7 protein-coding genes are annotated in these 6386 nt (G+C 70.8%); 5 read left to right on the top strand and 2 right to left on the bottom strand.

Annotated features, from left to right (window positions below):
* Positions 1-30: 30 nt before the first annotated feature.
* The gene (locus GTY47_RS31370) at positions 31-897 is read right to left on the bottom strand and encodes a biotin--[acetyl-CoA-carboxylase] ligase (RefSeq protein WP_029181566.1); all 867 of its coding nucleotides are present in this window, start codon (positions 895-897) and stop codon (positions 31-33) included.
* Between the two features lie 110 nt (positions 898-1007).
* On the opposite strand from GTY47_RS31370, the gene GTY47_RS31365 reads away from it, so the two are divergent.
* The 4 genes from GTY47_RS31365 to GTY47_RS31355 all read left to right on the top strand — a co-directional run bounded on the left by GTY47_RS31365 (position 1008) and on the right by GTY47_RS31355 (position 3731).
* A complete protein-coding gene (locus GTY47_RS31365) occupies positions 1008-2612 on the top strand; it encodes an acyl-CoA carboxylase subunit beta (RefSeq protein ID WP_010045615.1) in 1605 nt (534 codons plus the stop codon).
* A gap of 24 nt (positions 2613-2636) precedes the next feature.
* Complete coding sequence (locus tag GTY47_RS31360) at positions 2637-2846, top strand: acyl-CoA carboxylase epsilon subunit (RefSeq protein ID WP_010045613.1); 210 nt, start codon at positions 2637-2639, stop codon at positions 2844-2846.
* Positions 2847-2949: 103 nt separating this feature from the next.
* Complete coding sequence (locus tag GTY47_RS41720) at positions 2950-3078, top strand: hypothetical protein (protein WP_010045609.1); 129 nt, start codon at positions 2950-2952, stop codon at positions 3076-3078.
* Positions 3079-3110: 32 nt separating this feature from the next.
* Positions 3111-3731 carry a nucleoside triphosphate pyrophosphatase gene (locus GTY47_RS31355; protein ID WP_010045608.1) on the top strand — a complete coding sequence of 207 codons (621 nt, stop codon included), beginning with the start codon at positions 3111-3113 and terminating at the stop codon, positions 3729-3731.
* Here the strand turns inward: GTY47_RS31355 and GTY47_RS31350 are convergent.
* The gene (locus GTY47_RS31350; protein ID WP_040904009.1) at positions 3700-4176 is read right to left on the bottom strand and encodes a hypothetical protein; all 477 of its coding nucleotides are present in this window, start codon (positions 4174-4176) and stop codon (positions 3700-3702) included. The two genes, GTY47_RS31355 and GTY47_RS31350, sit on opposite strands and share 32 nt — an antisense overlap.
* Before the next feature lie 344 nt (positions 4177-4520).
* On the opposite strand from GTY47_RS31350, the gene GTY47_RS31345 reads away from it, so the two are divergent.
* Positions 4521-6296: a biotin carboxylase N-terminal domain-containing protein gene (locus GTY47_RS31345; RefSeq protein ID WP_010045601.1), complete on the top strand. Its 1776-nt coding sequence runs from the start codon at positions 4521-4523 to the stop codon at positions 6294-6296.
* Positions 6297-6386 lie beyond the last annotated feature (90 nt).

Below are 6386 nucleotides of genomic sequence, written 5' to 3'. Positions count from 1 at the left end.
CGCCGGGTTGCGCGCCCACCCCACCTCAGCTCAAGCAGGCCTCAGGTGCACGATGTCCCCCGCGCCGACAGGCTCCTGCACCCCCTCCTCCGTCGCCAGCACCAACCGCCCGTCCCCGTCCACCGCAACCGCTTCCCCCACCACGGCCCGATCGCCCGGCAACTCCGCCCGCACTTCCCTCCCGAGCGTCGCGCACCCCGCCGCATACGCCTCCAGCAACCCACAGGCACCCGCCTCACCCGCGGCGGCACGCCACTTCCCGTACCACTCCTCCAGAGCCCGCAGCACCCCCCGCAGCAACGGGTCCCGGTCCGTGCTCACGGCCCCGGCCAGCTCCAGCGACCCCGCCGTGGGCACCGGCAGCTCGTCCTCCTTCAGCGTGACGTTGATACCGACCCCGATGACGACCCCGTCGTCGCCCGCCCGCTCCGCCAGAATCCCCCCGGCCTTGCGCTCCTCGCCCCGCACGGTGACCAGCAGGTCGTTCGGCCACTTCAGCGCCGTGTCGACGCCCGCCGCCCGCGACAGCCCCGTCGCCACCGCGACACCCGTGAGCAGCGGCAGCCACCCCCACCGCGCCACCGGCACCTCGCCCGGCGTGAGCAGCACGGAGAAGAACAGGCCGGAACGGGGCGGTGCCGTCCACTGCCGGTCGAGGCGCCCGCGCCCGGCCGTCTGCTCCTCGGCGACGAGCACCGCGCCCTCGGCGGCCCTGCCCTCGGCAGCCCGGGCCACCAGGTCGGAGTTCGTGGAGCCGGTGCGCTGCACGACGTCCACCTCGGACCACAGCCCGCCCTCATGCACCAGTCCCCGGCGCAGGGCGGTGATGTTGAGGGGCGGACGGTCCAGGTCCGACCAACGGCTACCGTTCGGCTCTGATGCATCTCGCGGCGTCATGCAAGCCACCCTAGGTGTGGTAAACGCCGCACTGCCGATGTGGAGGGCCCCCACTACTCTACGGATGAGTAACCGTCCCCCCTTTTGAGCAGGCAGGGAGCCGCATCCCGATGTCCGAGCCGGAAGAGCAGCAGCAGCCTGACATTCACACGACCGCGGGCAAACTCGCGGATCTGAAGCGCCGCATCGATGAGGCGACGCACGCCGGCTCCGCACGCGCCGTCGAGAAGCAGCACGCCAAGGGCAAGCTGACGGCCCGTGAGCGGATCGAGCTCCTGCTCGACGAGGGTTCCTTCGTCGAACTCGACGAGTTCGCCCGGCACCGCTCCACCAACTTCGGCCTCGACAAGAACCGGCCCTACGGCGACGGCGTCGTCACCGGGTACGGCACCGTCGACGGCCGCCCCGTCGCCGTGTTCTCGCAGGACTTCACCGTCTTCGGCGGGGCCCTCGGCGAGGTCTACGGGCAGAAGATCGTCAAGGTCATGGACTTCGCCCTGAAGACCGGCTGCCCGGTCATCGGCATCAACGACTCCGGCGGCGCCCGGATCCAGGAGGGCGTCGCCTCCCTCGGTGCCTACGGCGAGATCTTCCGCCGCAACACCCACGCGTCGGGTGTCATCCCGCAGATCAGCCTGGTCGTCGGCCCGTGTGCGGGCGGGGCCGTCTACTCCCCCGCCATCACCGACTTCACGGTCATGGTCGACCAGACCTCGCACATGTTCATCACCGGCCCCGACGTCATCAAGACCGTCACCGGCGAGGACGTCGGCTTCGAGGAGCTGGGCGGGGCCAGGACCCACAACTCGACGTCCGGAGTCGCCCACCACATGGCGGGTGACGAGAAGGACGCCATCGAGTACATCAAGCAGCTGCTGTCGTACCTGCCGTCCAACAACCTCTCCGAGCCGCCGGCCTTCCCCGAGGAGGCCGACCTCGAGGTCACCGACGAGGACCGCGAACTGGACGTGATCGTCCCGGACAGCGCGAACCAGCCGTACGACATGCACACGGTGATCGAGCACGTCCTGGACGACGCCGAGTTCTTCGAGACGCAGCCGCTGTACGCGCCGAACATCGTCACCGGCTTCGGGCGGGTCGAGGGCCACCCGGTCGGCATCATCGCCAACCAGCCGACGCAGCTCGCCGGGTGCCTCGACATCAAGGCCAGCGAGAAGGCCGCCCGCTTCGTGCGGACCTGCGACGCCTTCAACGTCCCGGTGATCACCTTCGTCGACGTCCCCGGCTTCCTGCCCGGCGTCGACCAGGAGCACGACGGCATCATCCGGCGCGGCGCCAAGCTGATCTACGCCTACGCCGAGGCGACCGTCCCGCTCATCACCGTCATCACCCGCAAGGCCTTCGGCGGCGCCTACGACGTCATGGGCTCCAAGCACCTGGGCGCCGACCTCAACCTCGCCTGGCCCACCGCCCAGATCGCCGTCATGGGCGCCCAGGGCGCGGTCAACATCCTGCACCGCCGCACGATCGCCGAGGCCGAGGCGAACGGCGAGGATCTGGAGGCGGTCCGGGCCCGGCTGATCCGGGAGTACGAGGACGCCCTCCTCAACCCCTACGTCGCGGCCGAGCGCGGTTACGTCGACGCCGTGATCCTGCCGTCCGAGACCCGCCGGCACGTCGTACGGGGTCTGCGTCAACTGCGTACGAAGCGGGAATCCCTGCCCCCGAAGAAGCACGGCAACATCCCCCTCTAGTCCCGGCGAGCCCAGGAGGCCCACATGACGATCAAGGTCGTACGGGGCAACCCGACCCCGGAGGAGCTGGCCGCCGCCCTGGCGGTGGTCAGGGCCCGCGCCGCGGCGGCGGCCGCAACGCCGCCCGGCGCGCCGGTCACCCGCGACTCCTGGTCCGACCCGTCCCGCATCGCAGCCCACCGCCTGCCCCAGCCGGGCCCGGCGGCATGGGGCCGCACCTATTGGCCGAGCTGAAGCTCCCGGGGCGCGGGGAACCGCGCACTGCGGAACAACGCGGGGCGCCGATTTGAGTACCCCTACTCAGGCGCCCCGCCCCGGGAAGCCGCACGCTGGTGTCATGCTGTGGTCCGACCCCGAGAACGAACCGCCGAAAGAGCTGCGCGACACGCAGGACATGCTTCGGCGGCTGGGCGTTCTCATGGCGTTGGCCATGGTGCTGGCGATGATCGTGATCGGCGTGAGGTGAGAGGTGACAGGTGACGCCGATACGCTGAACGCATGACAGATCAGCCGCGCCGCCGACTCGTCCTCGCCTCCCAGTCCCCCGCCCGGCTCGGGCTGCTCCGCCAGGCCGGTCTCGCCCCCGAGGTGATCGTGAGCGGCGTCGACGAGGACGCCGTCACCGCACCCACCCCCGCCGAGCTGGCGCTCGCCCTCGCCGAGGCGAAGGCCTCCGTCGTGGCGGCCCGGCCGGAGGCCAAGGGCGCGATCGTGATCGGCTGCGACTCGGTGCTCGACCTGGACGGCCAGGCCCTCGGCAAGCCCGCGGACGCCGAGGAGGCCACCGCCCGCTGGAAGGCGATGCGCGGACGCGCCGGAACCCTCCAGACCGGCCACTGCGTCTACGACACGCTCTCCGGCCGCTACACCTCCGCCACCGCGTCCACCGTCGTCCACTTCGGCGATCCCACCGACGAGGAGATCGCGGCCTACGTCGCCTCCGGCGAGCCCCTCTACGTCGCCGGGGCGTTCACGCTGGACGGCCGCTCGGCCCCGTTCATCGACGGCATCGACGGCGACCACGGCAACGTGATCGGCATCAGCCTGCCCCTCGTACGGCGTCTCCTCGCCGAACTGGGCGTCGGTATCACGGAGTTGTGGGAGCCGGCGGAGAAGTGACCGGGGAGCCGTCGCCGCCCGTCCCGTCCTGGGGCGCGGCGTCGGCGGGCCCGGCCGGACGGTCGTACGTCATCAGCAGCAGCACGACCAGGCCGAGCACCAGCACCATGAAGAGGAACGCGGGCCAGCCGACGAGTCCCCAGGTGAACGCGCCGAGCAGCCCGTGCACGACGGCCGTGCTGATCAGCAGCACCCGCCCGAAGCCCGCCGGGGGCCGGTCCCGCAGCGCCACCAGCAGGGCGACCAGGCCGCACAGCGCGAAGTAGAGGCCGAAGGCGATCCCGCCGATCTTCGACGACACGGCCATCATGTGCGGGTCGAGCCCGGCCAGCGACATGTCCTGCCGGTCGACGACGACGCCGAGGAACCAGTTCAGCGCGGCGATGCCGAGCGCCTCACCGAAGAGCACCACCGCCACGATCCACGCCACCGGCCTGCGCACCACCGGGCCCACCCACTTACCCCTAGTACGTTCGAGACATCGCGAACGCTACTAACGAGTAAACCCTGGGACAAGGGTTCTGCGGCGGGCAAAGAATCATTGGGCCATTCGTAGGGACTCCACAAAGAAACAGAGTGGCCCGCAGCACGTGATGACAGAGACCTTGACCACAGGAGAGGGCTAGGGTTTCCCGGAGTAGTACTGCGTACCGCGGTGCGACAAGGGATTTCGCGGGTCGAGCGAGCCTCGCATCACGCTCCGTGTGGGCAAGCTCACCACTGGGGACGGGTCGAAGTGCCGTGTCGGCAGTCCCTAAACTCGGCTTGTTTCAAGGAGGGAGCCTCATCGTGCGCAAGGTGCTCATCGCCAACCGTGGCGAAATCGCTGTCCGCGTGGCCCGGGCCTGCCGGGATGCCGGCATCGCGAGCGTGGCCGTCTACGCCGACCCGGACCGGGACGCTCTGCATGTCCGCGCCGCGGATGAGGCGTTCGCCCTGGGCGGTGACACGCCGGGCACCAGCTACCTCGACATCGAGAAGGTGCTGAAGGCCGCTCGCGAGTCGGGCGCGGACGCGATCCACCCCGGCTACGGCTTCCTCTCCGAAAACGCGGAGTTCGCGCAGGCGGTGCTGGACGCGGGCCTGATCTGGATCGGCCCGCCGCCGCAGGCGATCCGCGATCTGGGTGACAAGGTCGCGGCGCGGCACATCGCGCAGCGCGCCGGCGCCCCGCTGGTGGCGGGCACGCCCGACCCGGTGTCCGGTGCTGAGGAGGTCGTCGCCTTCGCCGAGGAGCACGGTCTGCCGATCGCCATCAAGGCGGCGTTCGGCGGTGGCGGCCGTGGCCTGAAGGTGGCGCGGACGCTGGAAGAGGTCCCGGAGCTGTACGACTCGGCGGTCCGCGAGGCCGTGGCGGCCTTCGGCCGGGGCGAGTGCTTCGTCGAGCGCTACCTCGACAAGCCGCGGCACGTGGAGACCCAGTGCCTCGCCGACCAGCACGGCAACGTGGTCGTGGTCTCGACGCGTGACTGCTCCCTCCAGCGCCGGCACCAGAAGCTGGTCGAGGAGGCCCCCGCCCCCTTCCTGTCCGACGCGCAGGTGGAGCAGCTGTACTCGGCCTCCAAGGCGATCCTGAAGGAGGCCGGCTACGTCGGCGCCGGCACGGTGGAGTTCCTCGTCGGCAACGACGGCACGATCTCCTTCCTGGAGGTCAACACCCGCCTCCAGGTCGAGCACCCGGTCACCGAGGAGGTCGCCGGCATCGACCTCGTCCGCGAGATGTTCCGCATCGCCGACGGCGAGGAGCTCGGCTACGACGACCCGGCGCTGCGGGGGCACTCCTTCGAGTTCCGCATCAACGGCGAGGACCCGGGCCGCAACTTCCTGCCGGCCCCCGGCACGGTCACGGCGTTCGCCCCGCCGTCCGGCCCGGGTGTGCGGCTGGACGCGGGCGTGGAGTCCGGGTCGGTCATCGGTCCGGCGTGGGACTCCCTGCTGGCCAAGCTGATCGTCACCGGCCGCACGCGCAAGGAGGCGCTGGAGCGGGCCGCGCGTGCCCTGGAGGAGTTCCAGGTCGAGGGCATGGCGACGGCGATCCCGTTCCACCGTGCGGTGGTGAAGGACCCGGCGTTCGCGCCTGAGGTGCATGGCCAGGACGGGCCGTTCACGGTCCACACCCGCTGGATCGAGACGGAGTTCGTCAACGAGATCAAGCCGTTCACGGCGGCTGCGGACGCCCTGGAGGCGGACGAGGAGCCGGGTCGCGAGACGGTGGTCGTCGAGGTCGGCGGCAAGCGTCTGGAGGTCTCCCTCCCGGCGTCCCTGGGCATGTCCCTCGCCCGCACGGGCCTCGCGGCCGGGGCCAAGCCGAAGCGCCGCGCGGCGAAGAAGTCGGGCCCCGCAGCCTCCGGGGACACCCTCGCCTCCCCGATGCAGGGCACGATCGTCAAGGTCGCGGTGGAGGAGGGCCAGGAGGTCAAGGAAGGCGACCTGATCGTCGTCCTGGAGGCCATGAAGATGGAGCAGCCCCTCAACGCCCACAAGTCCGGCACGATCAAGGGCCTCAGCGCGGAGATCGGCGCGTCGGTCACCTCGGGCGCGGCGATCTGCGAGATCAAGGACTGAGCGGGCGAGACGAACACCGCCTACGGCGCGGCCCCTGCTGGGGGCCGCGCCGGGGGTTATCAGCTGAGCTGCGGGCAATCGTGCCGCTAA

Source organism: Streptomyces sp. SID5464 (assembly GCF_009862985.1).
Lineage (GTDB): Bacteria > Actinomycetota > Actinomycetes > Streptomycetales > Streptomycetaceae > Streptomyces > Streptomyces chartreusis_D.
Note: the sequence above shows the minus strand (reverse complement) of the source record. Positions and strands in the feature narration are given on the sequence as shown.

Bases quoted from the DNA above. Each gene is read 5' to 3' on its own strand.
- GTY47_RS31355 (WP_010045608.1), top strand. From the start codon at position 3,111: ATGACAGATCAGCCGCGCCGCCGACTCGTCCTCGCCTCCCAGTCCCCC.
- GTY47_RS31360 (WP_010045613.1), top strand. From the start codon at position 2,637: ATGACGATCAAGGTCGTACGGGGCAACCCGACCCCGGAGGAGCTGGCC.
- GTY47_RS31370 (WP_029181566.1), bottom strand. From the start codon at position 897: ATGACGCCGCGAGATGCATCAGAGCCGAACGGTAGCCGTTGGTCGGAC.
- GTY47_RS41720 (WP_010045609.1), top strand. From the start codon at position 2,950: ATGCTGTGGTCCGACCCCGAGAACGAACCGCCGAAAGAGCTGCGCGAC.
- GTY47_RS31365 (WP_010045615.1), top strand. From the start codon at position 1,008: ATGTCCGAGCCGGAAGAGCAGCAGCAGCCTGACATTCACACGACCGCG.